Source organism: Octadecabacter dasysiphoniae, from assembly GCF_021532615.1.
Classification (GTDB): domain Bacteria; phylum Pseudomonadota; class Alphaproteobacteria; order Rhodobacterales; family Rhodobacteraceae; genus Octadecabacter; species Octadecabacter dasysiphoniae.
In genome coordinates this window covers 389,340-413,501 of the sequence record NZ_JAKGAQ010000002.1, presented here as the reverse complement: position 1 = coordinate 413,501, position 24,162 = coordinate 389,340, and the positions used below count along the sequence as shown (strand labels likewise).

Annotated in this window: 21 protein-coding genes and 1 pseudogene; 7 read left to right on the top strand and 15 right to left on the bottom strand. The window is 55.8% G+C overall.

Features of this window, described 5'->3' with window-relative positions:
• Positions 1-6: 6 nt before the first annotated feature.
• From ubiA to L0664_RS08900, 3 genes are all read left to right on the top strand, one after another.
• Positions 7-966 carry a 4-hydroxybenzoate octaprenyltransferase gene (gene ubiA / locus L0664_RS08910; RefSeq protein ID WP_235225301.1) on the top strand — a complete coding sequence of 320 codons (960 nt, stop codon included), beginning with the start codon at positions 7-9 and terminating at the stop codon, positions 964-966.
• Positions 967-1,038: 72 nt separating this feature from the next.
• Positions 1,039-2,937 (top strand): OmpA family protein, encoded by a 1,899-nt coding sequence (locus L0664_RS08905; RefSeq protein WP_235225300.1) that lies wholly within the window; start codon positions 1,039-1,041, stop codon positions 2,935-2,937.
• Positions 2,934-3,260 (top strand): hypothetical protein, encoded by a 327-nt coding sequence (locus L0664_RS08900; RefSeq protein ID WP_235225299.1) that lies wholly within the window; start codon positions 2,934-2,936, stop codon positions 3,258-3,260. The genes L0664_RS08905 and L0664_RS08900 overlap by 4 nt, the downstream gene beginning before the upstream one ends.
• A gap of 69 nt (positions 3,261-3,329) precedes the next feature.
• Here L0664_RS08900 and L0664_RS08895 read toward each other — a convergent pair whose 3' ends face one another.
• A complete protein-coding gene (locus L0664_RS08895) occupies positions 3,330-4,043 on the bottom strand; it encodes a GntR family transcriptional regulator (RefSeq protein ID WP_235225298.1) in 714 nt (237 codons plus the stop codon).
• A gap of 228 nt (positions 4,044-4,271) precedes the next feature.
• Between L0664_RS08895 and kduI the strand changes: the two genes are divergently transcribed.
• The gene (gene kduI / locus L0664_RS08890; RefSeq protein WP_235225297.1) at positions 4,272-5,093 is read left to right on the top strand and encodes a 5-dehydro-4-deoxy-D-glucuronate isomerase; all 822 of its coding nucleotides are present in this window, start codon (positions 4,272-4,274) and stop codon (positions 5,091-5,093) included.
• Positions 5,090-5,836 carry a 2-dehydro-3-deoxy-D-gluconate 5-dehydrogenase KduD gene (kduD, locus tag L0664_RS08885; RefSeq protein ID WP_235225296.1) on the top strand — a complete coding sequence of 249 codons (747 nt, stop codon included), beginning with the start codon at positions 5,090-5,092 and terminating at the stop codon, positions 5,834-5,836. Before kduI ends, kduD begins: the two co-directional genes overlap by 4 nt.
• 28 nt (positions 5,837-5,864) lie before the next feature.
• Here kduD and L0664_RS18675 read toward each other — a convergent pair.
• The 11 genes and pseudogenes from L0664_RS18675 to L0664_RS08830 all read right to left on the bottom strand — a co-directional run.
• Positions 5,865-6,758: pseudogene (locus L0664_RS18675) on the bottom strand (NAD(P)-dependent oxidoreductase); the annotation flags it as partial.
• Between the two features lie 138 nt (positions 6,759-6,896).
• Positions 6,897-8,045 carry a mannonate dehydratase gene (gene uxuA / locus L0664_RS08875; RefSeq protein ID WP_235225294.1) on the bottom strand — a complete coding sequence of 383 codons (1,149 nt, stop codon included), beginning with the start codon at positions 8,043-8,045 and terminating at the stop codon, positions 6,897-6,899.
• Positions 8,046-8,049: 4 nt separating this feature from the next.
• Positions 8,050-8,793: a ribonuclease activity regulator RraA gene (locus tag L0664_RS08870; RefSeq protein WP_235225293.1), complete on the bottom strand. Its 744-nt coding sequence runs from the start codon at positions 8,791-8,793 to the stop codon at positions 8,050-8,052.
• Positions 8,793-9,704, bottom strand: a complete 912-nt coding sequence (locus L0664_RS08865) for a sugar kinase (RefSeq protein ID WP_235225292.1) — start codon at positions 9,702-9,704, stop codon at positions 8,793-8,795. The genes L0664_RS08870 and L0664_RS08865 overlap by 1 nt, the downstream gene beginning before the upstream one ends.
• A gap of 9 nt (positions 9,705-9,713) precedes the next feature.
• The gene (locus tag L0664_RS08860) at positions 9,714-10,025 is read right to left on the bottom strand and encodes a cupin domain-containing protein (RefSeq protein WP_235225291.1); all 312 of its coding nucleotides are present in this window, start codon (positions 10,023-10,025) and stop codon (positions 9,714-9,716) included.
• A gap of 20 nt (positions 10,026-10,045) precedes the next feature.
• Positions 10,046-10,789: an SDR family NAD(P)-dependent oxidoreductase gene (locus L0664_RS08855; RefSeq protein ID WP_235225290.1), complete on the bottom strand. Its 744-nt coding sequence runs from the start codon at positions 10,787-10,789 to the stop codon at positions 10,046-10,048.
• 41 nt (positions 10,790-10,830) lie between these two features.
• Positions 10,831-13,152: a DUF4962 domain-containing protein gene (locus L0664_RS08850; protein WP_235225289.1), complete on the bottom strand. Its 2,322-nt coding sequence runs from the start codon at positions 13,150-13,152 to the stop codon at positions 10,831-10,833.
• An 83-nt stretch (positions 13,153-13,235) separates the two neighbouring features.
• Complete coding sequence (locus L0664_RS08845) at positions 13,236-14,801, bottom strand: type 2 periplasmic-binding domain-containing protein (protein ID WP_235225288.1); 1,566 nt, start codon at positions 14,799-14,801, stop codon at positions 13,236-13,238.
• A 29-nt stretch (positions 14,802-14,830) separates the two neighbouring features.
• A complete protein-coding gene (locus tag L0664_RS08840; RefSeq protein ID WP_235225287.1) occupies positions 14,831-15,712 on the bottom strand; it encodes a carbohydrate ABC transporter permease in 882 nt (293 codons plus the stop codon).
• A 13-nt stretch (positions 15,713-15,725) separates the two neighbouring features.
• A complete protein-coding gene (locus tag L0664_RS08835; RefSeq protein ID WP_235225286.1) occupies positions 15,726-16,655 on the bottom strand; it encodes an ABC transporter permease in 930 nt (309 codons plus the stop codon).
• The gene (locus L0664_RS08830; protein WP_235225285.1) at positions 16,652-17,755 is read right to left on the bottom strand and encodes an ABC transporter ATP-binding protein; all 1,104 of its coding nucleotides are present in this window, start codon (positions 17,753-17,755) and stop codon (positions 16,652-16,654) included. Before L0664_RS08830 ends, L0664_RS08835 begins: the two co-directional genes overlap by 4 nt.
• 241 nt (positions 17,756-17,996) lie before the next feature.
• Here L0664_RS08830 and L0664_RS08825 point away from each other — a divergent pair, with 241 nt between their 5' ends.
• Complete coding sequence (locus tag L0664_RS08825; RefSeq protein WP_235225284.1) at positions 17,997-18,689, top strand: GntR family transcriptional regulator; 693 nt, start codon at positions 17,997-17,999, stop codon at positions 18,687-18,689.
• Between the two features lie 99 nt (positions 18,690-18,788).
• The gene (locus tag L0664_RS08820) at positions 18,789-20,168 is read left to right on the top strand and encodes an MATE family efflux transporter (protein ID WP_235225283.1); all 1,380 of its coding nucleotides are present in this window, start codon (positions 18,789-18,791) and stop codon (positions 20,166-20,168) included.
• A gap of 26 nt (positions 20,169-20,194) precedes the next feature.
• On the opposite strand, the gene L0664_RS08815 is transcribed toward L0664_RS08820, so the two are convergent.
• From L0664_RS08815 to L0664_RS08805, 3 genes are all read right to left on the bottom strand, one after another.
• Entirely contained in the window at positions 20,195-22,048 is a 1,854-nt protein-coding gene (locus L0664_RS08815; RefSeq protein ID WP_235225282.1) for an ABC transporter ATP-binding protein, read from the bottom strand.
• Positions 22,049-22,072: 24 nt separating this feature from the next.
• Entirely contained in the window at positions 22,073-23,299 is a 1,227-nt protein-coding gene (manD, locus tag L0664_RS08810; protein WP_235225281.1) for a D-mannonate dehydratase ManD, read from the bottom strand.
• A gap of 274 nt (positions 23,300-23,573) precedes the next feature.
• Positions 23,574-24,158, bottom strand: a complete 585-nt coding sequence (locus L0664_RS08805; protein WP_235225280.1) for a TlpA family protein disulfide reductase — start codon at positions 24,156-24,158, stop codon at positions 23,574-23,576.
• Positions 24,159-24,162 lie beyond the last annotated feature (4 nt).

Here is a 24,162-nt window from a genome sequence, read left to right as displayed (position 1 = left end):
GAACATATGACCGACACCAACGGGACGCCAGAGGTTGAAATTGCCGATGCCGTGACAGGCAACTGGGTTGATACAATTGCACCCCAGCGTGCACGTCCGTTTTTGCGCCTGTCGCGTGCGGATCGCCCAATCGGAACCTGGCTGTTGTTGTTGCCTTGTTGGTGGGGGTTGATGTTGGCGATGCTGAACACAGGCCGCGCATCGCTGTTTGATCTCTGGATCGCGCTGGGCTGTGCGATTGGTGCGTTTTTGATGCGCGGGGCGGGATGCACATGGAACGACATCACAGACCGCGACATTGACGGATCAGTCGAACGCACAGCAAACCGCCCGATTCCGTCAGGCCAGGTTGGCGTGCGCGCAGCGCTCATCTGGATGTGTACGCAGTCGCTTCTTGCCTTGCTGATCCTTCTGACATTTCCACCAATGGCCGTGCTTTTGGGCTTTGCCGCCCTTGTTCCCGTTGCAATTTACCCGTTTGCCAAACGGTTCACATGGTGGCCACAGGTGTTCCTTGGCCTTGCTTTCAACTGGGGCGCGTTGCTGGCTTGGACGGCGCACACCGGCAGCTTGGGTTGGCCCGCCATCGTTCTTTATGTTGCCGGAATCGCGTGGACATTATTTTACGATACAATCTACGCGCACCAAGACGCAGAGGATGACGCGCTGATCGGGGTAAAATCCACGGCACGCTTGTTTGGTGATACAACGCCGCGTTGGCTGCGGTATTTCATGGTTGCCACGGTTTGCCTGTTTGGCATCGCCGTGATCCTGTCTGCAATTGGGGGGAATGTGCTGGCGCTGGTCGTTGCAGTGGGCGGACCTTGGGCGATGGGCTGGCACCTCGCGTGGCAACAACGCAGCTTTGACCCCGAAGATAGCGCCAAATTGCTGCGCTTGTTTCGCTCCAACCGCGACTGCGGCCTCATTCCTTTGCCATTTTTCGCCGTTGCGCTGTTCCTTTAACTGAACCTTGATTGTACCTTGGTGCACAACCGCCTAAGCACGGATATAACCCAGTAAGACGAGGACGCCGTGATGCGCCTTTCTGCCCTTTTTGTTCGACTTGGCATGTTCCTTTTGGCGGCAATCGTGTGTGCCTTCGCCGCACGGATCGCCGTGGCCGCAGTCGAAACACGTTCTGTCGAAGCAGTCCGCCTCGAATTGGAGGAACGCGGGCACAGTTTCGCAAGCGTTTTGGGCGATGGTTTGCAAGTGATCCTAGAAGGTCAGGCCCCGTCCGAAGCGATGGGTTTTCGCGCGATTTCCACCGCCGGGTCCGTTGTCGATGCAAGCCGCGTGATCGACAACATGACAGTGATGAACAGCGCCACCCTGCAGGCGCCAGAATTCTCTATGGAGATTTTGCGCAATGACAGCGGCATTTCGATCATCGGTTTGATCCCGACGTCGTCTGATCGTGGCGATCTGACCGAGAGCCTTGAGAGAATCGCGGGCGAGGACAGTAATTTCGCCGATCTTTTGGAAACGGCTGATTACGACGTGCCTGAGGGCTGGGATTCTTCTGTTGAATTTGCGCTGTTGGCCCTGCGCCAATTGCCGCGTTCAAAAATTTCGGTGCGTGCGGCGCGCGTGTCTGTCGAAGCGATTTCAGATTCGCCCGAGCAAAAGGCAGAACTTGAGGCCAGCCTGCGCCGCTCTATTCCTGATGGGCTGTTGACAAACATCAGCATCAGCGCCCCGCGCCCTGTTGTGTCACCTTTTGTTACCCGTTTCATTATTGATGACAGCGGCGCGAGTTTTGACAGCTGTGTCGCTGATACACCTGCCGCCGAACGCCGCATCGTGACTGCCGCAACCGCCGCTGGTGTCGAAGGGCGCATCGGCTGTTCCGTGGCCTTGGGTGCGCCGACGACGCGCTGGGCAGATGCCGTCACAATGTCGATGACCGCCCTTGAAGAACTGGGCGGCGGCACCGTGACCATTTCGGATGCAGACGTTACGTTGGTCGCCAAACCGGGCACTGTCGAAGGCAACTTTGATCGCATCGCCGGACAGCTTGAAAACAACCTGCCCGAGGTCTTCGCGCTTGAGGCGATCCTGCCCGCCGCGCCAACGGCGGGCGACGAAGGCCCCCCCCAATTTATCGCAACGCTTAGCCCCGAAGGCCTGGTGCAACTGCGTGGCCGGGTGTCCGATGATTTGCTGAACTTAACGGCTGAAAATTTCGCCCGCGCAAAGTTTGGATCAGCCGACATTTCAATGGCGACGCGGGTGGTCGATGGTCTGCCCAACAGCTGGTCGATCCGCGTACTTGCCGCCATCGAAGCCCTGTCAAAACTGTCCAATGGCTCTGTTGTGGTTGAGCCAAACAACATTGTTATTCGCGGCAACACAGGCGCGCAGGACGCGGGCGGTGAAATCACGCGCCTGTTGATCGACAAACTTGGCCAGACTGAAGAATTCGAAGTCAGCGTCACGTATGTCGAAGAACTCGACCCCATCGCGTCCTTGCCGACCGAAGAAGAATGCCTTGCCGGGATCATTGCCGTGACTGAAGCGCGCAAAATTACGTTTGATCCCAGCTCTGCCAACATCGCGGGGGCAGGGGCCGCGATCCTTGATGACATCGCCGAGATTTTGCAGCGCTGCCCGGACAAGCGGATCGAAATTGCGGGCTATACTGACAGCCAAGGGTCCGAGGGCGGCAATCAACGCCTCAGCCAGCAGCGCGCTGATGCGGTTCTTGACGGGTTGCGGGTGCGCCGCGTTCCCGTCGCCAATTTCCGTGCAGTCGGATACGGCGAAGCCAACCCCATTGCGGATAACGAAACGGCCGAAGGGCGCGAAGCAAACCGTCGCATCGAATTTACGCTGATCACGCCCGAAAGCACCGAAGAACCCACAGCGCTTGAACAAATCGAACAAGAAGCGGCCGAGGCCGCCGCCGCTGAGCAAGAGGACGCCACAGAATGAACAGAACCGAATTCATCGTCGCCACCGCGATCATCCTTTTCGTGGCGTTCTGTCTGGGCTGGTTCGCCAGTTGGCTGATCAACCGTTTTACCCGTGTGTCCAAAGCAGAAGTGGGTGAACTTGACCGTATGGCGCAGGCCCTGCACGAAGCCGAAGAAACCCGCGATCAGGCGATCACCTACCTGCAACAACGCGAAGCCGAGATCACCAACCAATTGTCCCAAACCGAGGCCGAACTGCGCGCTGCGATGGATGGATTGCGCGATGCCCGCCAAGAAGCCGAAGAAATGCGGACCTATATCGAACGCCAAAACGGCGGCTAATGTCGATACCTTGCTGGGCAGCTTGCGAGGAAAAGACCCCCATATCCGCTGTATTAACGGCGCCAGTGATCAGCCCGTCTGATGTTTGGCGCCTTCGTCGACGGTTTCAAAATAGTCTGGGTGACGCTCTGCAATCGATGGCAGCACCTGTTCGACATCCAGAATATGCGCGCGAAGCCTCAGTTCGGCGTCTGCACCAACGCCCGTCATAATCGCGCCTAGAATTTCGCTGTGTTCGGCCACCACAAATTGCTGCCGCTTGTGTGACAACGACAGGAACCGCAGCCGATCAAGATGCCCTTTTTGTTCACGGATCAGGGGCCAAACGTGGTCGTGGCCCGACACCGTGCAGATCAGTTCATGAAAGGCTTCATCAAGGGCGTAAAATTTGGCCGCGTCTTGGGATAGTGCCCCGTGTTGCAGTTGGATATTCGCATCCAGCGCGGCAATCAGCCTTGATTTGTTTTTGGCCAGCGCCTGCCGCAAACATTCCACTTCAAGTGCGGTGCGGGTGAACAACGCGTCCCGGATGGCGCGGCGCGAAATTTGCGTGATCAATGTCGCGCGTTGCGGACGAATGGACAAAAAGCCAAGATTGGACAGCCGGAAAAACGCATCACGGACAGGCTGGCGGGACACATCAAGTTCCTTGGCAAGCTCCGCCTCTGAAACCTTGGTGCCGGGCGGCAGCTCAACGGAAATGATAGCGCCGTAAAGCGCGTCGAACACTTGGTCCGTGACGGACCCGTTCGACGGTTTTAGCGGTGCCAGGGTGATCTGCATGTTCGATCCGGTTTCTTTCAGAGTAGCCAAGAGAGTACTTTGACACACTTACCTATCTAGCATATTAGAATACTAGACTATAAGTCGAAGAAATTAGCGTAGTGACCTTAAGGATTCCGTCAGGCTTCCCACAGCTGGCCAAAAATACGATTGCGCGTTCCTATCAACGCCTTCGAATAGAAGCGACCACACTTAAACCGCCCGTTAATCTGACCTGAAAGCACACAAATGACCAGCGCACAAACCCGTTATGCTATCGATCCTGAAACGACAAAGACGTTCGACACCGCGAAATTGCGCGAACATTTCCACGTCGGCGATCTGTTTTCGGATGACGAAATCCGGTTGGTCTATTCCCATTACGATCGCCTGATACTCGGTTCTGGCGTGCCCAAAAATGGCCCGCTGACGCTCGATCATGTTCCCGAAACAGGTACGGCCACATTTCTTGAACGCCGTGAAATGGCTGCGTTGAACCTTGGTGATGCAGGGGCAATTACGGTTGATGGTGAAACCCATCAGGTCGGCAAAGGCGAAGTTTTGTACATCGGGATGGGTGCAGGCGCTGTGACGCTGGAAAGCGGGCGCTTTTATTTGCTGTCTGCCCCCGCACATCGAACCTGCCCCACGAAGCTGATTACGCTCGCTGATGCGCGCCGCGTTGAATTGGGTGCGCGTGAAACGGCCAATGAACGTGTCATCATCCAGTTTCTGCACCCTGACGTGTGCGACAGCTGTCAATTGCTGATGGGCTATACGCAATTTTCGCCCGGTTCGGTTTGGAACACGATGCCCGCGCACCTGCATGATCGCCGCATGGAGGCATATCTTTACTTCGACGTCCCGGAAGACCAGCGTGTGTTCCACTTCATGGGGACCCCCGATGAAACCCGCCATATCGTTATGGCCAACGAAGAGGCCGTGATTTCCCCGCCTTGGTCGATCCATTCCGGTGCGGGCACGTCGTCTTATACGTTCTGCTGGGCGATGGCTGGTGACAATGTAGATTTCACCGACATGGACATGGTTCCGATGGAAGATCTGCGATGAGCGATCCTTTCCGTCTGGACAGCAAACGCGCATTTGTAACAGGGGCCAATACCGGCATCGGTCAGGCGATTGCATTGGGTTTGGCGGCTGCAGGTGCCCACGTGATTGCGGCAGGGCGATCATCCTGCGCCGAAACCGTCACTTTGATTGAACAACAAGGCGGCAGCGCTGAGGCCTTTACCCTCGATCTGTCTGACCCTGCCAAAGCCGCCGACAGTCTACAGGCCGTGGATGACCTTGATATCCTCGTGAACAATGCGGGCATCATTCGCCGTGCGGACAGCGTCGATTACGTAGAAGCCGACTGGGACGACGTTATGGACGTCAACCTCAAGGCTATTTTCATGATGTGCCAAGCCTTTGCGCGCGCTGCGATTGCCCGTGGCAAAGGTGGGCGGATCATTAACATAGCTTCGTTGTTGTCGTTTCAGGGCGGCATCCGCGTGCCCGCTTATACGGCATCAAAACATGGCGTTGCGGGTCTGACCAAATTGTTCGCCAATGAATGGTCCGCCCACAACATCAATGTAAATGCTGTCGCGCCCGGCTATATCGCCACCAATAACACGACGGCCTTGCGCGAAGATCCACAGCGCAGCTCGGAAATCTTGGCGCGTATTCCGGCGGGGCGGTGGGGTGACCCATCAGATATCGCAGGTGCTGTGACGTTTTTGTGCACGCCCGCGTCAGGCTATGTCACAGGGACGGTCTTGAATGTCGACGGGGGGTGGCTTGCGCGGTAACCCGCGAAAACCACCCAAGCTGCGACGCCTAAGTCTTCAGCGTCATGAAGTAGTCAAAGATTTCGGGAACATTGCCTTGGCTCAGGCCCGCATCCACGGCCGCCTGAAGGTTGTTGGATGTGCCTTCCGCGATTTCGGATCGCGTCCCCAAATCTTCGGCCATCTTCAGAAAATACCCGAGATCCTTGTTCGCGTTCGCGACCGAGAACCCCAGATCGCTGACACCGTCGACGGCGTAGTTTTTACAAAATCCCATAAACGGAGAATTAGACGGCCCCGTTGACATGATGTCGAACAATTGTTGCCGGTCAACGCCTGCGCGATCTGCAACAGCAAAGGCCTGGCTCATGGCGCTAACGGTGGTCATGCCCATGAAATTATTGATCAGTTTTGTCGTGTGGCCGGCACCCAGTGCGCCGAGGTAAAAGACGTTTTCACCCTGGATGTCCAAGATCGGCTTTACCTTGTCAAATGTCGCTTTGTCGCCCGCGGCCATGATATTCAGCAGGCCGTCTTTGGCGTGGGCTGGTGTGCGGCCAAGCGGCGCATCAACCATGCCCGCACCTTTCGCGGCCAGATCCGCACCGATTTTGCGCGTCGAGGCCGGAATTGAAGTGCCATAATCAATGACCACCGCACCCTCTTTGATGCCCGCCAGAATACCGTCGTCCCCGTACATCAGCCCTTCGACAACATCCGAAGTCGTCAGACACAGCATGATAATATCGCATTGCGCCGCAAGTTCTTTGCCATTCGCCGCCGTGCTGGCACCGCGCGCAACAACGGCATCAACCGCGTCTTTGTTCAAGTCCATGACAACCGGTTCATGCCCGTTTTTCTGTAGGCATTCGACCATATTGCCGCCCATTAGTCCGAGGCCGATAAATCCGATAACGGGATTTTCCATATTTTTAGCTCCTAAGCGACTGTCATGTTTAACATCATGACGTTAGATCATTTCAAACTAGTATACCAGAGACATTCGGGGCTCCACGGCAAGAAACCTGGTGGGATTTAGACAAGGGGTGGGTAGGGCACAGCCATTCGTCAAATCCGGCCTCTAACTCAGTGCGCAAATGATACCACGCAACTCTGCCAGACCGCGCAAACGGCCAATCAAAGTATACCCCGGTTGCGTGTCTGTTTGTGCGTCCGACAGTAAACTATGGCCGTGATCCGCGCGGAAGGGCAGGTTCGCGCCGCGTCGGCTTTCGGCCTCCAGCAATTCGTCAATCACAGCCACAAGATCCACGTCACCCTCAAGATGGGCCGTTTCGCTAAACGATCCGTCCACCGTTTTGGTGACATTGCGCAAATGAACGAAATGAATACGGTCCGCGAAGGCATTGGCGATGGCGGGCAAATCATTCCCCACGCCGGAGCCGAGCGATCCAGTACACAACGTCAGCCCGTTCGCGGGCGCATCCACGGCGTTCAGGATCTGGCGAATATCGTCTTGCGTAGAAACGATCCGTGGCAGCCCCAGAATATCGCGGGGCGGATCATCAGGATGGATGCACAAGGACATGCCCAGTTCTGCGGCGGTTGGTACCACCTCGTTTAGAAACCGTGTCAGGTTCGCGCGCAGATCATCATGGGTCAGCCCGCTATATGTTCCCAATACACCGCGCAGCCCTTCGACATCATAACGATCATAGGCCCCCGGCAGTCCGGACATGATCGCGAATAACAAATCTGCACGCTGCGCCTCTGTTGATTTGGCAAACCAGGCATCACCCTCAGTGACAGCATCGCGATGATAATCATCACGCGCGCCAGATCGCCCCAGCATGTGGATTTCGAACGCGGCCATTTTTGCAGCCGAGAAATGCAAACAGGTGCCGCCACGGGCTACTGGCGCCGCAAGATCCGTGCGCGTCCAATCAAGGATCGGCATGAAGTTATAGCAAACCGTCTTGATGCCCTCAGCCGCCAGATTCGATAGGGACTGGCGGTACTTTGCGAACAGCGGGTTCAGATCGCCTGTACCGCGTTTGATGTCTTCGTGCACCGGCAGGCTTTCGACGACGTCCCATGTGAACCCTGCCGCCGCGATTTCATCACGGCGCGCCGCAATCGCATCGTGTGCCCAGATTTCGCCGTAGGGCACAGCATGAAGGGCACTGACAATGCCTTGCGCACCTGTCTGTGCCACATCTTTCAAAGGGATCGGGTCAAACTCACCAAACCAGCGCCACGTTTCTCGCATGATATTAATCCCCGTTGCGCGCGCGCCAATCGGCAAAGCGCTTGGATGTTTCCGGATCGGTGGGCGGGTAAAGGCCACCGATAGACACGCCCGCCAGTACTTCTTGCAGGACGAACCGTTCAAACAGCTCCATCTCGACGCTCTCAAGCGCGATTTCATCAGCAAGGTGGCGCGGGATAATCATGACGCCGTCGCTGTCGCCAAGCACAATATCACCGGGATAAACCGCCACGTCCCCGCAAGCGATCGGCAATCCGATATCGACCGCATGATGTTTGGTCAGGTTCGTGGGTGCGGATGGTTTCGCGGCAAAAACCGGCATCGTGAGCGCCGCAGCACCCGCCGCATCGCGAATGCCGCCGTCTGTCACAACACCTGCACCACCGCGAACTTGAAGGCGCGTAAGCAGAATTGACCCGGCCGACGCCGCCGACGCATCGCCGCGACAATCCATCACCAGAACCGCTCCTTCGGGGCAGTCTTCAATCGCGACCCGTTGGGGGTGATCGGGTTCGCGAAATGCTTCAATCGGGTCAGTGTCAGGACGGGCAGGGATGTAGCGCAACGTATAGGCCGTGCCGACCATCGTCGGTGTGTCGGGCGAAAGTGGTGCGACCCCTTGCACATAGGCATTGTGATACCCGCGCTTATAAAGAAGCGTCGCGATGGTGGCGGTGCTCGCGCCCCTCAGGCGCTGAATTGTATCAGCGGATAAGGTGATCGTGTCTGCCGGGGCTGGATTGGGCATCAAGGTGTTCCTTCGCTTGGCGCGATGGGCACCAGTGCCCCGCGTGCTTGAACAACCGCGCCAGACAACTGACAGGCCGCTGCGATGCTGTCCGTCAAAGGAACGCCACCACCAAGCCCCGACAGGATCACCGCATTGAAACTGTCACCCGCTGCTGTGGTATCAACGATATTCGAAATCGGCGGCACGCGAACCGTTCCGTCGCCGTCAGGGCTAACAAAGTATATGCTGTCAGCCCCGTTCTTGACCACAATCGTACGGCCCCCCGCAGATAAATACCGCTGCGCAGTTGCCTGTGGGTCGGCATCATTGAACCACGTGGCTTCGTCTTCAAATGACGGCAACACGATGTCGGACACGGCTGCACCCGCCATCGTGACGTCCAACATAGTGTCGGTGCTTTCCCACAATCTGGGTCGCAGGTTGGGGTCAAACGCAATGGTTTTTCCAGCCGCCCGCCCGTCGCGCACCGCTGACAAAAGCGCGGCCCGCCCCTTAGGGTCCAGAATGGCAAGGGTGATGCCCGAAAAGTAGATCAAATCATGATCGTTGATTGCCCGTTCCAGCATCGCGGGATCAGACGCAAGGCACCGCGCCGCCGATTGCCCGCGCCAGTAGGAAAAGCTCCGTTCCCCGTTCTCAAGGGAAATCAGATAAAGTCCGATGGTCCGATCCGGTATTTCAAGCACGTAGTCATCACTTATGCCCGCCTGTGTAATCACATTGCGCAGCTGCTCTGAAATCGTATCGGTCCCAAGCCCCGTTAGAAACGACACATCCGCACTCGGATCGAACTGGCGCAGATACCACGCGGTGTTAAACGTATCGCCGGCAAACCCCAGCTGGAATGTGCCAACGTCACCTTGGGGCGACATCTCTGCCATGCATTCCCCGATAGAGAGAATTTTCATACCACCAGCCTACAGAAAATCATCGCGGCGCGGCGTGAAGCAATCCACCAACGTACCCGGTTCAAGACAAACGCACCCATGTACCATTTCGCTGGGAATGACAAAGCTGTCACCGGGCCCAACCTCACGTTCTTCATCACCCAAGGTGAAACGGAACCGCCCGTCTTTGACGTAGGTTGATTGAACATGGGGGTGATTGTGCAAGGCCCCTTCGGCCCCTTTCGCTGCAAACCGAAACGCAACGACCATCATCTCGGGGTGATCCGACAAAACCTGTCGCGTTACGTTTTCGCCGGTTGGCACTACTGGAAAGTCAGTCATGTCGTGTCCTTTTAAGTGGGCTAGCTGAACAGCATGCCGCCGTTAAGATCTATATTAGTACCCGTGATGAACGCACTGTCATCACACGCAAGGAACAGCACCAGATTGGCTGCGTCATCAACATGCCCCTGGCGTTTCAATGGCGCGTTTGCTTCGAACCCGCGGCGGCCCGCATCTGGGGTGTGCACGTTGTGGAAATCCGTGTCGATCATACCCGGGCAAAGCGCATTGACGCGAATGTCCGGCCCCAGTTCTTTGGCCAAGCCGCGTGTCATCGTCATCACCGCACCTTTGGACGTCGCATAAGCCACCGCACCCGGGCCACCACCATCGCGCCCCGCCTGACTGGCGAGGTTCACGATCGCGCCGGATTTCATATGGGCCAGACAGGCCTTGGTCATCATGAACGTGCTTGTCAAATTCAGGGTCATGACAGCATTCCAATGCTCAAGCTCCATCTCGGCAATTTTCTTGCGTGCTATCAATCCACCTGCGTTGTTCACCAGCACATCAATGCTGCCAAACGCGTCCATTGTTGTTGCGATCAACGCATCCACATCGGCCTGATTGTTCAAATCACCCTGCACGGCAATCGCTTTGCCGCCCGCTGCTTCGATTTTGGCAACGGTATCATCCGCACCCTTTGAGCTCGCAAAATAATTGATCGTGACATTGGCCCCCTCAGACGCAAGTTTGACAGCAACCGCACTGCCGATGTCACGTCCGCCGCCCGTAATGACAGCTGTTTTTCCTTTGAGTTTCATGACAGTTCTCCGTTCCTGTTCGATCGGCCATTGCCGGTGATTTACGTATTAGCGAGCTTTTTCATAACGACCCTGAACGTGTTTTCGTCCACGTCGGTGAAATACAGATCGGCGTCATAGCCTTGGTCGTCCAAAAAGTTGAAAATCCGCTTTGGTGCATCCAGTTTGTAGGGCACCAAAAGCGTGGCAATGCGGTGGCGCGTTGCGCTTGGATAGCGTGCGGTCAGGCATGTGCTGACGGGCAGACCATCGTAATCTACGGGGTCAACATCAGGGAAACCTGTGTTTTGCATCATCTCGGGCTTGCCTGCCTCTGACCACACGACCTGCCCGTAAAACCCCGCACGTTCGCCCGTGTTGCGAAACGATGTTTTGCCAAGATCAAAGGGCTGGTTCGCATGAAGCAACCAGTCGATTGTGACAGGTGTTTGCGCGTCCACCTCATCCACAATCACGAAATAATTGTTGCGCACGAAATAGATTTTACGTTCCGCACGGGTCACTTCGGGGGACAGGGATTGGTAGGCAGGCGTGGCATCGCCGTGGATAAAAATGTGATCTCCGTGCTGCTCTGCCGCGATGATCTTGCCTGTTGCGGTCATCGCCTTTGATTTGTCCTTTTCGGCGTATTGGCCCTTTCCGTTGATCAAAATCGCGTTCTTGGAACGGGTCTGGCGGCGCCAGTTGCGGTGCATCGATGAATTGAAGGCAACGTAATGGCCCGACTGAATAGCAAGGTCTTCGCCATACGCCGACATGCAAAATGCGTTCTGATCGCCGTGGCTGTGGCTGATCGACCCGAACGGGGACGATTTGAAAACCAGATGCACGTGATTATCAGGATCATCCATTGCGTGCTGCACGCCGACCCAACCGATCCCTTTGAAATGGCGCAATCCGCCTTGCGGTGGCGTGGCTTCGACAACCGGAAAATCTGTCTGGAACACCAGTTCGTCGAAATTCGTATCCCACCAGCCCCAGTTGTAGAACGCCATTTCGGTGCCCGGATTGGTGCGCAGGTTCTCGTCGCAGTACCACTGGTATTCGCCTTTACCCGTCACGCCTGCAAACTGGCGCATGTTCAGGGCGGTCTTGATTGCAGGCAGATCGCCAAGCGCGCTGTCATCCCCCATCGAGGCCCGCTTCGTATCCGGAGGATTACAAAACAGCGGGAAATCGGCGGTGTTTTGCAGGAACGGGCGTTGATACAGATCGATGCCGGTGTAGCTTTTCAACCGGTTGGCCGAGTCGATCAGATAGGCCATGCCCATCATCCAGTATTGCGCGCCCTCGGCCCAGCCGCCGTCGCTGTCACCCCACGGGGAATAGACGGTGGCCAGAAATTCGATGCAGTAGTTCAGCCAGTCGCGCACTTCGTCGTCTTCATCATCCCCCAGCAAAGCAATGCAGGCCGGAACAATCGTCAGCGACACAGACCGCACCGCGTGGCTGTCATAGGGGAACAAATGAATCTTGGCGTTGATGATCGCGTGTTCGGCAATATCGCGGGTGCGCGCCAGCAAGGCGGTGTGCACGGTGATGCGTTCATCCGCCGTCAGATCATTATACAGCCAGTCATACCCCCACGCCATTGCATTGCACACACGGTAGGCCCATTCATCGGTATAGGACCGTGATGTGATGCCCATTGGATCCCATGACGCAAGTTCCAGAAGCCATTCTTTGGCGCGCCCGGTCATCGCCGCATCGGCTGTTACGCGGCCACCAATCGCAAGGTGGCGAATGGCGTACCACGCTTCTTGCAGATCAATGTAGGTTTGGCGCCACACGGCGGCGACACGTTTGTTGTCGGGGTAACCCGCAGGTTCTGACATGACGTCGCGATCCATCCACGGAAGCACTGATTTCTTGTAAAACGTGGACCACGTGCAATGATCGGGGTCGGCTTTCACGGCTTTGCAAAAATCATCCAACCTGTCGTTCGTCATCCACAAACGCGGGTGATCCTGCGTTGCATTCTTCAGCCGCGCTTCGCGTGACGGCAGCGGCGTTTTGGGCAGATCGTCATCAATGCTAAACTGTCGTGTGCTGCTCCAGGTTGTGATTGGCGCGCCAGAATGCGGGTCACAAACCGCATAGGACCAGTGATAGTCACCCGCCTCAAATGTCATATCAGGCGTAAAGAAATTCAGCGGGATCGGGGCGAAAATCTGTGTTTTCTTCGCGGGAAAGGTCGGGTCTTTTGATGCGCGCAAAGCATAAGTGGCATCGTCCTCAATGACCGGAAGCCATGTAAAACGCGGCGGGTTTTCGACCGTCGGGGTCGCAGCCTCGGGCGCATACTGGATTGTTAAACGGCCAGCTTTGGGTTCATCAAGCATCGGAAGAGACGTCGCAGACATCGGGCGGTCCTTTGGTCAGCATAGCGTTAGGTAAAGGTGAAGATGGCCGAGGGGTTCCCCGGCCATCTGAAGCGATGTGGTGATTAGCCGTACTGGCGCACATAGGCGGAGTTGATAACCTCGAGCACGTCTTCGTAGCCCATCTCGTTTAGGGTCTCGATATAGGCGTCCCAGTCTTCGACAACGTCGCCTGTTCCCAGAATCCATGCCTGATTGCGTTCAAGCATGTAGGTGCGCAGGGACGGCCAGTACCGGTCATAGATCGCCTGTTCGTCTTCTGTGAACGCGACGCCCAGAAACTGATCCACCAGCAGGTCTTCGGTATCATAAAGTTCGATACCCTCGCGGGCCGCTTGCGCTGTCCACTGCCATTCATAGCGGTAGTCCTGCCAGTAGCCACGCTGGATTTGCGCGCCCTCAAGATACATCTGGCTGTTCACCGCGGCATCGGAATTCAGCACTTCGTCCGTGAACACAGGTTCGCCGTCGATCATGTTCCAGGTTTTGCCTTCAACGCCGAAATTGGACATCAAACGCCCTTCTTCGGTGAACCAGAAGTCAAAGTACTTGATGGTTTCGATCACGTGATCGTTCGTGTGGCCAATCGCCCAGCCATCCGGTTTGACGGGGATGCGGCGGTGTTCTTCCATGCGCACACCCGCGGCGGATTCTGGCGGCAGGAACGGGATAAAGTTAAAGCCCGGAACCGTTTCCGCCAGTTTGCCATTGTAACCGGATGTCGATGCGAACCAGTCGTGGGTCAAACCACCAAGGTTTTCAGACAACAAAAAGTCGCGTGAAGACGATCCGCGCGTAAAGATTTCCGCATCAATCAGACCCATTTCATACCAGCGTGCGATATTGGCGATACCGTCGCGATATGCGTCTTGCGCATAGGGGTGCGCGATCGTGCCCGCATCCGTGATATAGAAATCATGGTAGGTGTCGGACCCGGAAGACCGCGCATCCCACAATGTCAGCAGGCGGTTCACTTCTTCCCATTGGCGGGCGAAATACGGGATTTCGTCGGCCACACCGTTGCCATTTGGATCATTGTCGCGGAACGCAATCAATGTCGCCTCAAGTTCTTCGACGTTTTGGGGCTGTTCCAATCCAAGCGTATCCAGCCAGTCCTGACGGATGAACCATGCACGGCCATATTTCCCGTCGGGCAGATAGGGGATGTAGTAATAATTGCCATCATAGGCGGTGATTGACGCCAGAACCTCGGGATGGTCATCCCAGAACGCCTGAATGTTTGGCGCATGTTCCGCGACCAGATCATTAAGCGGCACGAACGCACCTTGCGGGCCAAATTCGTTTACGGGCTGTTTGATCAAGTGGCCGCCAACGATGTCGGGGATGTTGCCTTGGGCGATCAGCAGATTCATCGCCTCGTTGCTGTCCGTGGTGTTCGCCCCCGCAGTCGCATCAACCAACGAAATACCTGTCATTTCACGGGCAACCAATTCAACGGGATAAGGTTCGTTGGTGTCACCGCCAACGCCGTACCCCTGCGCGCGGGGCCAGTGCATATGGATCGTCAGTTCCAGCGGTTCATCGACAATCTGCAAATGCCCGTCAGCAAAGGCCGGGGCCGTCATGGCGGTTGTGCCAAGCATGGCTAAAGTCAGTGTTAAACGTCGCATAATATCCTCCCTAGATGCGATTGTGGTCGTCATTCCTTCACTCCGCCCAGCAAGATTCCCTTGCTGAAATATTTCTGGAGAAAGGGGTAAATCAGCAAGATCGGTATGATCGAGCATACGATGATTGCCGCGCTCACGGTCTCGAACGAATAGGCCGACGTCAGCAACGAATTGGCGAACTCTTCATCATCCGACAGCTCGACGATGACGTGGCGTAGATAGACTTGCAGCGGGATTTTGTCCTCGTCTTGCAACAGGACCATGGCCCAGAAAAATCCGTTCCAACGTGATACAATACAAAACAGCGCAACCGTGGCGATGGCGGGTTTGGACAGCGGCATGTACACCTTCCAAAGCACCTGGAATTCGTTTGCGCCGTCCATCCGCGCGGCTTCCTCAAAGGACTGCGGGATCGCCTCAAAGAAGTTGCGCAACAAGATGATGTTGAACCCGTTAACCGCAAATCCGATGATGATGCCGATGTAGCTGTCCAGCAAACCAAGATCGCGCATGTTCAGGAAAAACGGGATCAGGCCCGCATTGAACCACATGGTAAACGCCACCATCAGGTTCCAGAATCTGCGCCCGTAAAGTTGTGGACGCGACAGGGCATAGGCCCCGGGAATGATAAACGCGAGGCTCGTGAGGGTGCCGAAAATCGTATAGATAAACGTGTTCTTGTAGCTGATCCAGAACTGCGCCTCGCTCAGCACCTGCTTGTATGCCTCAAGGGTAAAGCCAACAGGTGTCAGAACGACATTGCCTGCGCGCGCTTCAAATCCCGTACTCATCGACATGGCCGCGATGTAGATAAACGGGTACAGGGTCGAGATCGTGAAGATCCCCAAAAGGATCATGTTCACAATGACGAACAGTTTGTCGCCGCGCGAATAGAGGTTCATATTTGCCATTTTGCGATCCCCCCTACCACAGCGACGTGCGCGAATAGCGCTTTGAAATTGTGTTCGCGGTGATCACCAGAACGAACGCAACAATCGCGTTGAACAGGCCGGCAGCGGCGGCAAAATCATACTGGCCCCCTTGCAAACCCTGACGGTAGATAAAGGTGTTCACGACGTCGGCGGTTTCATAGGTGGCGGGCTGGTACAGAAGGATAATCATCTCGAACGAAATCTCGAGGATGTTGCCGATCCGGATGATCAACATAATGATGACCGTCGCCATGATCGACGGGATGGTGATTTTCCACATCATCTGCCAACGCGACGCCCCGTCCACGACCGCCGATTCATACAAAGTCGGCGACACGCCCGCGATGGCGGCAAGGTAAACAATCGATTGGAATCCGGCCTCTTGCCAGATTCCGGTCCCAATAAAGATCGGCCTGAACCATTCCGGTTTGGTCAGGAAATATATTGAATCGATCCCGAACCAGCCCAGTATCGTGTTCACAATCCCCGCCGAGGGCGAGAACGAGGTGATGACAATACCGGCAATGATCACCGATGAAATGAAGTGAGGCAGATAAACAATCGTCTGGGCTGATTTCTTGAAGGTCTGGTTCAGAACTTCGTTAAACATCAACGCCAAAAGGATCGGCACAGGAAAGCCGAACAAAAGGCCATAGACGCTCATGATGATGGTGTTTCTTAGGGCGCGCAGGAACTGGTCATTGTTGAATAGACTGTCGAAATGTTCGAACCCGATCCACGGGCTTCCTGCTACACCGCGGAAAATAGAATAGTCTTTGAAGGCGATTTGCAGGCCATACATCGGCTTATACAGAAACACGATAAGCCAGATAATCGTCGGCAAAAGCATCGCGTAAAGCTGCCATTCACGTTTCAAGTGATCGACAATGCGGGCTACGCGGCTGTCGGATGGGGCGCTCATTGTTTGGTCACTTGGCCGGGCAGGGCCAATCCCGTTTCAGCGTCAAACACACGAATAAGATCAGGATCGATCGTGAACCCTGAAATACCGTCCAGCACGTCCATCTGACCGACGGTTTCCGTGCGAATGACGAAAGGCTCGTTCAGCAGCGTTCCGTGAATGAGGGCCTCAGACCCAAGCGTTTCAATCAGGTCAACATCCACCGGGACAGCGCCATTACCCGGCGTGCGCGTCACGTTGACGAACTCCGGCCGGATGCCAAGGATCACGTCAGTCCCAACGGCATTTTGCAGCGATGCGATATTAGCCAGCGGTAAGGTGTAGTCGTTAAACTCTGCCACTGGTCCGTTCGCACCAGATGCGACGCGGGCCTTAACCATGTTCATCGGTGGCGATCCAAGGAATCCGGCCACAAATGTATTCACGGGGTTCAGGAACAATTCCATCGGCGTGCCAATCTGCTCAATCCGCCCGTCATGCATAACAACAATCCGATCCGCGAGGGTCATCGCCTCAACTTGATCGTGAGTCACATAGATCGACGTAACGCCGAGCCGTTTATGAAGCCGTTTGATTTCCGCGCGCATCTGCGTGCGCAACTTGGCATCTAGGTTCGACAAGGGTTCATCGAACAAAAACACTTTGGGGCGTCGCACAATCGCACGGCCCATGGCCACACGCTGTCGCTGACCACCGGACAAATCCGCAGGACGGCGTTCAAGGTAGGGCGTCAGGCCCAGAATTTCGCCAACTTCCTCAACCGAGGACGCGATAACCTCTTTGCTTTCCTTACGGATGCGCAGGCCAAAGGCGATGTTATCGGCAACGTTCAAATGTGGGTAAAGGGCGTAGTTCTGAAACACCATCGCGACATCGCGGTCTTTGGGTGCCACGCGGTTAACACGGCGCCCGTCGATGGTCAGTTCGCCGCCACTGATTTCTTCCAGACCGGCAATCATACGAAGCGTCGTTGATTTACCGCAGCCAGACGGCCCAACCAGAACAACAAATTCTTTCTCTTGAACATCCAGATCAATTCCATGAACGACCTGCACCGCACCGTATGATTTTACGAGTTGTTGAAGACTGACACCCGACATCGTTCCCTCCCTATAGAAACCATTGCACGCAGCACCGAACGGACGCCGATTCGACGTCGTTGAAACTAGAATACTAGTTTATAAGCTAGCATACTAGTCACAAATTTGGTAATGAGGAGGAGAAGGTCTGTCTTTCATTCCAAACTGCGCGTATGTCGCAGTGATGCAGGATTTTGTGGTAGGGCCTTCGTGTTGTGGGGCCGCCAAATGGTCTTGTGGCCATTTTAAAGGAGAAGATCACATGCCGGATACAGTGCGATTGACAGAGCGTAGAACAAGCGTCGATGAGGTGTTTGATTACCTTCACGACCAGATCGCGACGTTGGCCCTGCGGCCCGGTGATAAAATTTCCGAGGCAGAGATGGCCGCGCGGTTCGGCATTTCGCGCCAACCCGTTCGGGACGCATTCAGCCGCCTTGCGAACCTTGATCTGCTATTGATCCGGCCCCAACGCGCAACCGAAGTAAAACGGTTCTCTATGCGTGAAATCGAAAAGTCCCGTTTCGTGCGCGCTGCCGTTGAAATGGAGGTCCTGCGCCGTGCCGCTGAACGCTGTGACGCCGCAGGCGCGGACCGCATGGACGCCATAATTCTGGAACAGGAAAAAGCCATCAAAGATCGCGATGTCGACGGGTTCGGCGCACTTGATTACAAATTCCACAAAGTTCTGTGCGAAATCTCGGGCGCAGATTTCGCCTTTGACGTCATCATGGCCGAAAAAGCCAAAGTCGATCGTCTGTGCCGTCTTGGACTGTCAAAAGAACAGCGGCTCCCTGATCTGATGGAAGACCACAAACGCATCGCCGACGCGATCAAAGCCCATGATGCAGAACGCGCCGTGGACGTGGGGCAGTTCCACCTTGCCCGACTGGATGAAACCATCGACAGAATCACCGCCACGAACGCCAACTATTTTGAAACGGTAGATGCCTAACCCTGGCACCATATCTGTGCGCAGCAAAAATGCGGCGTCAAAACGTGCATCCACGCTGCGGGCAATTACGGTTCATGCGCTCTCCCCTGTCTATCGTTCATGACCGACCAAACGCCGGACATCACAAACGATATTGAACACCACCGCACATGGCGACATGTGTTTGGCCTTGCATGGCCCATGACAATCAATGCGGTCATGTTGCACGGCACCGTTGTGATTGACGCCTATCTTGTGTCGTCGCTGGGCGAATCCGCCCTCGCAGCGATGGGTCTTGCCGCGGCGATTGCGGGCTTTGTTCTTGGGGCCATCTTAGCGTTTTCCAACGCGATGCAGATCAGAACCGCGCAGGCCTTTGGCACGAACGACCCTGTTTTCGTGAAATCGACACTCGTGTCAGGGCTGGCCGTGAGCCTGACTGTCGGTGGTGTCGGATTGATCATTCTCGCGCTTTTTGGCGGGTCGCTGATCAATGCCATGGCCCCGACGAACGACATTGCGGGCATGGCTAGGGGATACCTCGCGGTCTTTTCCATTGTCATATTGGGCGAAGCCGTAGGACAATGCCTATCAAGCTATTTCAACGGATGCGGCCGCACCCGCGTTCCGCTTTATAGTTTCTGTCTGTCCCTGCCGATCAACGTCATCGCAAGCATCGTGCTGATCCACGGCTATGCAGGATTGCCCGCGTTTGGTGTCACAGGGGCCGCACTGGGCAGCGCGTTGGCGGTCTGCATTCAGGTCGTTTTCCTTGTGATCCAACTTTGGCGGGTGGATGCCGCTTTGGCCAAAATCCGTGGCTGGCGTCAGTCTACATTTGCGCTGACGGTGTATCGCCACCTCAGCTTTTCGCTTCCGATTGCCGCGACATTCATCAGCGCGACCTTCGCGGCCCATATCTGCACGCTGATCTACGCCAACCTAAGCCTGAATGAATTTGCCGCCATGACCCTGATCACACCGTGGATCATGGTGGCGGGCACAATCGGGATGCAATGGGCACAAGCAACCGGCATCATCGTGGCGCAACTGCTGGGCCAACAACCCTCTGCCGCTGTGCTGGATCGGTTCCTCAGCAGTGCGTGGCGCGCAGGGTTTGTTGCCGCGCTGTTCGTAGCCTTGATCTATGCAGGGATTTGCCTGTCAGCGACCTATCTGTACGCCGATCTTAGCCTTGAAACCCGCACGATCCTGCTTGGCTTCCTGCCGATATTGCTAATCTTGCCGTTCCCGAAACAATCCAACGCGATCTGTGGCAATACCCTGCGCGCCAGTGGTGACACGATCTATGTGATGCATATCTTTGTGTGGTCCCAATGGCTGTTTCGCGTGCCCGCGACTGCATTGGCCGTTCTGGTTTTCAACGTGCCGGTGTTCTGGGTTCTGTCCCTTTTGTTTGTCGAAGAACTGATCAAGTTCCCGATTTTTCACCGCCGCCTGTTTCAAGGGAATTGGAAACGCGCGCAGGTCGCAACATAACGGGTCGGACCGTTCGTGTTCTGCGATCAATCAATGTGGCCGATAAACCCGCCCGACTGGCGATCCCACAACCGCGCATAAAGCCCACCTTGGGTCAGCAAATCCTGATGCGTGCCGCTTTCCACAATCGCGCCTTGGTCTATCACCATAATGCGGTCCATCTGTGCGATGGTCGACAGCCTGTGTGCTATCGCGATGACTGTTTTATCAGCGATGATTGTCGTGAGCGCCGCGTGGATATCCGCCTCCACCTCACTGTCCAGCGCGCTTGTGGCCTCGTCCAATATCAGAATTGGCGCATCCTTCAGGATCACCCGCGCGATGGAAATACGTTGGCGTTGCCCGCCTGACAACTTCACACCGCGTTCGCCAACGTGCGCGTCGTAACCGCGGCGTCCCTCGCTGTCTTGCAGATCTGTGATGAAATCATGGGCTTGGGCCTCGCGGGCGGCGGCCTCGATCTGGTTTTGCGAAACGCCGTCGCGCCCCAGCGCAATGTTGTCACGCACGGAACGGTTCAACAAAGCCGCCTGCTGGCTGACCATCCCAACGGCGTTGCGCAGGCTTTCGCGATCAACCGCAGAAACATCCTGACCATCAATCAGGATTTGTCCGGATTCAGGTTCGTAAAACTGCAGTATCAAATTGACCAACGTCGATTTGCCCGCACCCGATGGCCCAACCAACCCGATCTTTTCACCCGATTGAATATCAACGCTGATCCCCGCCAGCCCACCCTGGCCTTTGCCATAATGATGGCGGATGTTGTTGATGCTGATGCGGCCCCCGCTGACGCTAAGTTCGGGGGCGCCCGATGTATCCGGTATGCTAAGCGGTTGTGCAATTGAACGCAGGGCTTCGCGAACAGATCCGACATTTTCAAAAATCGCCCAAACCGCCTCGGACACCCAATCGGCCATTGTCGTGATGCGCAGGCTCATGGCGACAGCGGCGCTGACCAGCCCGATTGTCGCATGACCGCCCGACCAAAGCCAAACACCGTAGCCGACGAAACCCGTAATAATCAGCCCCTCAAGCCAGACGGTTAATGTCCGCATTCCGACGCTGATCTGACGCGCCAAAAACAGCTTTTCGCGGGTTGTTTCAAGCCACGCGCGGTGATCTGCCTCGATGTCTTTGCGTCGCGCAAAAAGGCTGACGGTGTCAAAGTTCGAAAACGTATCTACGACCCCGCCAAGCAGGGCGGATTTCGACGCCATGAACGTTTCCATCGACCGCACCATGCGCGGGATGATGACCACCATCACCAAGATATAAAGAGCCAGCCAAATGAACAGCGGAACCGCCAACCGGATGTCGATGCCCGCCATAAACGTGACCACACCGATCATATAGACAAGACCAAAGGCCACTGCGTTCAGGGAATGATAAATCACAAACGTCGCGTAGTTCCCCATCAAGACAAGCCGCGAAGCGGTGCGCCCGGCAAGATCGTCTTGAAACCAACCAACGGACTGTTTGGTCAGATGCGCATGGGCGCGCCATCGAAACAGATTGGCGGCATTGCATTGCAGGCTGATGTCATTGGCGGCGTGACGCAGAAATTGCGACACGGGCCGAAACAGGATCAAGATAAACGCAGCACCTATCAGATTTGGCGCATGGCGTTGCCAAATCTCGTCGCGCGGCGTGTCGGCAAGCATGTCGATCAACTGGCCAGCATAGCTGATCAACCAAACCTCAACGCTGGCCGCGATGACGGTGACAATCACGCTGAGGATCAAAACCCAGCGCAGCGGGTAAAGGTGCGATTTCAGATAGGGCCAAACATGGCGGGCAGGCGGGCTGGCATCGCCGGGGTCATACGGGTCAACCAGACCAAGCGCGATCCGTGTGATGCGATCATAAAGCCTAAACATCCCGACGTGGCCTTCGAAGGATTTTCAGTAGTCCCATATCGTCCCGTCTTCCAACCTGACGACAGGATGACTGCCAGCGCGGTAGCTGTATTTCTCTGCTTCGTTCTCATCAAAATCCACGCCCAGACCGGGCGCATCGCTAACATAGACCATCCCGTTTTCCATTTTATGATCAGACGGAAACAGCGCGTCACATTCGGGCGTGCCCAGCACCAGATATTCCTGAATCCCGAAATTCGGGGCCCAGGCATTCAGATGATGTTGCGCGGCCATACTGATCGGCGAATGGCTGGGCGCGCCGTGAAATCCGGTTTTGACATGATGCAATCCGGCAAGGTCCACGATGCGTTTCACATGGGTAATCCCCCCGGCATAGGTGACAGCAACGCGGATGAAATCGATCAGTTCTTCTTGGATCAGCGTGTTACAATCCCAGATCGAATTGAAAACTTCACCAATCGCGACGGGCACGGTGGAATGTTGGCGCAAAAGGCGCAGCGCGTTCTGATCTTCAGCCGGGGTCGGATCTTCGAGCCAGTACAGCCCGACAGGTTCCACAGCCTTGGCAAATTGCGCCGCCTCGCGCGGGGTCAGGCGATGGTGGACGTCGTGCAGTATCTTGAGGTCAGGGCCAAACCGCGCCCGAATTTCAGCGAGAGCACCTGGCATAAAACGCAGGTATTTTTCGGTATCCCAGACCTCGATCTTGGGGCGCACACCGCTGAAATCGCTGATGTAGTTTTTGTTCGCGCCACGGGTTTCGGGCACCGCATAACTGGCGCTGGGCATCCCCGGGATGCCGCATTGCACGCGCACTGCTTTGTAACCCTGTTCAACATAGGCGGTGATGCTGTCCATCAGGTCTTCCAGATCGGTGCCTGTGGCATGGGCATAAACCATCGCCCCATCGCGGCTTTTGCCACCAAACAGCTGATACAGCGGCATGTTGGCCAGTTTGCCTTTGATGTCCCACAGCGCCATGTCGATCGCCCCGAACGACGCCATCGCGATCGGCCCACGCCTGAAATACGCCCCGCGATAAAAGAACTGCCAGATGTCTTCGCTGTTGCGCGGGTCCATCCCGATCAGGTTCGGAATTAGATAATCTTGTAAATACGCGGCAGGCAGGGTTTCACGGTTGTTCAGCGTGGCATCACCAAGGCCATAAACACCCTGATCAGTCATGATTTTGATCGTGACGTAATTTTTGGCGGGCCCACCAACAAAGATCTTCGCGCCTGTGATTTTCATGTCAAAGCCTCCAACCAAGGGTCGGCCAACAGATCTAGGCGGAACAGAACGCCCTATCAAAGCAGTGCAAAATCACCGCCCACGAAAATGGTGTCGCCGACAAATTACGTAATCTGACTACGTCCCACTTTAGGCTATGTCAAGAAATGCTGACTAGTATTCCAGTATAGCAATGCAAGTTTTGATCACACTATGTTCGAACAACCTGCGCATCGTTCTACCTCGCGGATTGTCCCTGAAACGGGGCAGTGCACATGGTCGATAAGCAAATGCGTCACATCGCCATCAACGCCGCTAATATCGCCTTTGCGGTGTCGCTCGCCCAATCTGCATCGCCAATCAGGCGCGCAATTTCGAACCCCTCGGGGTTCAGGACCAACGTCACAGGCAAACCGACAACGCCCATATCCCGCGCCAACGCAGAATTGGCATCGGTGTGCAGGGGCAGGTTATCAACGTCGATTTCAGCCAAGAACCGCTCCATTGCGGGGCGCTGATTCACACCTGTCGCAATCGTTACGACTTCGAACTCGGCGCCACCCAACTCATCTTGCAACTGCGAAAGATGCGGCATTTCTTTGCGGCATGGCGCGCACCATGTGGCCCAGAAATTCACCAGCACATACTTGCCCTGATAGGCGTCCAACGTCAGGTCCGATCCGTCCTCATGGGTGAACACCACATCTGATCCGCGATCCGCACCAAGCCGCAGCTTTAGCATGTCACCCTGCCGCATCTCTTCAACGGCTGTGAAATCAATCTCGGGCACCGTGGGGGTTTCCCCGCTGCCGGATGCCAAGTATAGCCCACCAGCAACACCAACGACGGCGGCGACTGCGAAAATCAGTTGTTTCTTCATCTGT

Coding starts and splice junctions, on each gene's coding strand:
- ubiA (WP_235225301.1), top strand. CDS start 7: ATGACCGACACCAACGGGACGCCAGAGGTTGAAATTGCCGATGCCGTG.
- L0664_RS08905 (WP_235225300.1), top strand. CDS start 1,039: ATGCGCCTTTCTGCCCTTTTTGTTCGACTTGGCATGTTCCTTTTGGCG.
- L0664_RS08900 (WP_235225299.1), top strand. CDS start 2,934: ATGAACAGAACCGAATTCATCGTCGCCACCGCGATCATCCTTTTCGTG.
- L0664_RS08895 (WP_235225298.1), bottom strand. CDS start 4,043: ATGCAGATCACCCTGGCACCGCTAAAACCGTCGAACGGGTCCGTCACG.
- kduI (WP_235225297.1), top strand. CDS start 4,272: ATGACCAGCGCACAAACCCGTTATGCTATCGATCCTGAAACGACAAAG.
- kduD (WP_235225296.1), top strand. CDS start 5,090: ATGAGCGATCCTTTCCGTCTGGACAGCAAACGCGCATTTGTAACAGGG.
- uxuA (WP_235225294.1), bottom strand. CDS start 8,045: ATGCGAGAAACGTGGCGCTGGTTTGGTGAGTTTGACCCGATCCCTTTG.
- L0664_RS08870 (WP_235225293.1), bottom strand. CDS start 8,793: ATGCCCAATCCAGCCCCGGCAGACACGATCACCTTATCCGCTGATACA.
- L0664_RS08865 (WP_235225292.1), bottom strand. CDS start 9,704: ATGAAAATTCTCTCTATCGGGGAATGCATGGCAGAGATGTCGCCCCAA.
- L0664_RS08860 (WP_235225291.1), bottom strand. CDS start 10,025: ATGACTGACTTTCCAGTAGTGCCAACCGGCGAAAACGTAACGCGACAG.
- L0664_RS08855 (WP_235225290.1), bottom strand. CDS start 10,789: ATGAAACTCAAAGGAAAAACAGCTGTCATTACGGGCGGCGGACGTGAC.
- L0664_RS08850 (WP_235225289.1), bottom strand. CDS start 13,152: ATGTCTGCGACGTCTCTTCCGATGCTTGATGAACCCAAAGCTGGCCGT.
- L0664_RS08845 (WP_235225288.1), bottom strand. CDS start 14,801: ATGCGACGTTTAACACTGACTTTAGCCATGCTTGGCACAACCGCCATG.
- L0664_RS08840 (WP_235225287.1), bottom strand. CDS start 15,712: ATGGCAAATATGAACCTCTATTCGCGCGGCGACAAACTGTTCGTCATT.
- L0664_RS08835 (WP_235225286.1), bottom strand. CDS start 16,655: ATGAGCGCCCCATCCGACAGCCGCGTAGCCCGCATTGTCGATCACTTG.
- L0664_RS08830 (WP_235225285.1), bottom strand. CDS start 17,755: ATGTCGGGTGTCAGTCTTCAACAACTCGTAAAATCATACGGTGCGGTG.
- L0664_RS08825 (WP_235225284.1), top strand. CDS start 17,997: ATGCCGGATACAGTGCGATTGACAGAGCGTAGAACAAGCGTCGATGAG.
- L0664_RS08820 (WP_235225283.1), top strand. CDS start 18,789: ATGACCGACCAAACGCCGGACATCACAAACGATATTGAACACCACCGC.
- L0664_RS08815 (WP_235225282.1), bottom strand. CDS start 22,048: ATGTTTAGGCTTTATGATCGCATCACACGGATCGCGCTTGGTCTGGTT.
- manD (WP_235225281.1), bottom strand. CDS start 23,299: ATGAAAATCACAGGCGCGAAGATCTTTGTTGGTGGGCCCGCCAAAAAT.
- L0664_RS08805 (WP_235225280.1), bottom strand. CDS start 24,158: ATGAAGAAACAACTGATTTTCGCAGTCGCCGCCGTCGTTGGTGTTGCT.